The organism is Pseudoalteromonas neustonica (genome assembly GCF_001653135.1).
Lineage (GTDB): Bacteria > Pseudomonadota > Gammaproteobacteria > Enterobacterales > Alteromonadaceae > Pseudoalteromonas > Pseudoalteromonas neustonica.
In genome coordinates, this window is record NZ_BDDS01000054.1 from 1 (window position 1) to 1,834 (window position 1,834).

The window sequence follows — 1,834 nt, forward strand, 5'->3', positions numbered from 1 at the left end:
AACGACAAAGCAGGGGTTAAAGGTTTAGTCGATAAGCTAACGAAACAGTTAAAAGGGATCGTTAGCGAATAACAGCTCCAACGCCGGTGGGCAACTTAGCACTTCGTCAGCATTCGTTGTTTGACGCCCTGTGACTAAGTGGCGCCCACACCCAATTTAATGTGTGTTTTTACAGGTGCAATATGAACTTAAGCGGTATGCCACAAGCAGATTTACAAAGCATTAATATTGAAGTGCCAGATAATGGCTATTACCCAGCACTGAGCACCGCGTATTTTATTGAGCATTACGGCGTTGCCCAAGAGTACGCCAGCAAAAGTGCGCTGCTTGTTGAAAAGCTAAAGCGTGCTCAAGGTGAAATTAACCAAGAACTAGAAGATGTTCAGCTCACTAATGGCGAGCCACTGAATGCGCAGCAAGTAATTTTTTATCACGATGCGGTGTACAGCAAAGCTAAGGCGCATTTATTGGTATCAAAGCTTGGCAGTACGCACCGAGACAACGCAACAGCACAAAGCCAAACGGCCATTGATAATTATGATCACTGGCAACACGAAAGCCTAAACGCCATGCGTTTACTGCAAGCACTGAGCCCTAACTTATCGGTAGCGCTGATATGAGCCAGAGCAAAATAGCAACGCTTAAACAGCATTTAGCCAGCGTTGAATACCAAGGGCATAAGCTGGCGCTCGATACCCAGTTTGATAGCTGGATAGAAGGCGGGCGCATAGAGCCAAGCAGCAAAACGATTAATGGGAATGGATTGTTAGCCGCGCGGTTTTATTACTCAGGGGTGATCAGTATCAACCCATGCTTTGCTCCGGCTGCGCTCATTTGTGCCTTTGCCTCATTTTGGCTGCAAAACAACGGCGGGCGTTATGACAGCCCCGACATTGAATTTAGTGCCGACGTAAACGATGACAACAGCAACGAAGTAGAGCTAACGATAGAGAAGCTTTGTGAAGATATTGAATTGGTGCAAACACCCAATGGCCCGTTTGAATTAAACGGCAACCGTTACGACTTTGGTGAGCAAAGCTTGTGGATAGCTGAAGCGTTCACACTTGAGGGTCATGTAAGCCGTGCTTAACGTCAAGTTTGACGAAGGGCGCAGTAAAGACCAATTAGCGTTTTTACAGCTCAAGCCCAATAAACGCCGCAACCTATTGCGCAGTGCAATACGTGCAGCAAACAAAAGCAGTAAAGAGCGCATTACTGGGCAACGTGATCTGGTAGGCAAAACATGGCAAGGCAGAGCAAACGGCAAAAAAAAGAAAATGCTCACCAAGCTAAAGCGCAACATGAAAGTACGTTACGGCGCCAATAACGCAGGGGTTTATTTTAGAGGTGGCAACAGCGGCAAAATAGCCCGCGCGCATCAAGAGGGTGTCAGCCTAGATGCAGGTAAACCCAAAGGTTTAGCCGCACAGAATAAAGAAGGGCCAGCCACGCGAAATTTAGCCCGGGCATTAATAGCCGAGGGCTACAAAATACCGCGCGGTAAAGGCAAGGGCAGCAAACGCCCGAGCATTAAATGGATAACAGAGAATTTAAGTATTAATCAAGCTGGGTTTTTACTGCACGAATTAAAGGGCAGCTCAGGTAAGAGCTCATGGCAAATTGATTTGCCTGCCCGCTCTTTTTTAGGGCAAACCGTTAGCGAACAAAAAGAGCAAATGAATTTTATTTTAAACAAAGCTATGCACGTGGCGTAGCGCAAAGCAAAAGGAACGACCATGGCACAAGGTAAAGTATCCGTTGCCGCCATTCAAACAGGCAGTGGCGCTACAAAACAGGTAGAGCGCAGCGTATTGTTTTTAGGCCAAGCGCCCAA

The 1,834-nt window shown here is 46.9% G+C and carries 3 protein-coding genes; all 3 read left to right on the plus strand.

Annotated features, from left to right (window positions below; genetic code table 11):
• The first annotated feature begins 182 nt into the window (after positions 1 to 182).
• From A7967_RS22015 to A7967_RS22025, 3 genes are read left to right on the plus strand one after another with little or no spacing between them, the layout of a single operon-like run.
• The gene (locus tag A7967_RS22015) at positions 183 to 620 is read left to right on the plus strand and encodes a head completion/stabilization protein (RefSeq protein WP_064436114.1); all 438 of its coding nucleotides are present in this window, start codon (positions 183 to 185) and stop codon (positions 618 to 620) included.
• Positions 617 to 1,090 carry a phage tail protein gene (locus A7967_RS22020; RefSeq protein WP_064436115.1) on the plus strand — a complete coding sequence of 158 codons (474 nt, stop codon included), beginning with the start codon at positions 617 to 619 and terminating at the stop codon, positions 1,088 to 1,090. Before A7967_RS22015 ends, A7967_RS22020 begins: the two co-directional genes overlap by 4 nt.
• On the plus strand, positions 1,083 to 1,715 hold the full coding sequence (locus tag A7967_RS22025; protein WP_064436116.1) for a phage virion morphogenesis family protein: 633 nt from the start codon (positions 1,083 to 1,085) through the stop codon (positions 1,713 to 1,715). The genes A7967_RS22020 and A7967_RS22025 overlap by 8 nt, the downstream gene beginning before the upstream one ends.
• The last annotated feature ends 119 nt before the right edge of the window (positions 1,716 to 1,834 follow it).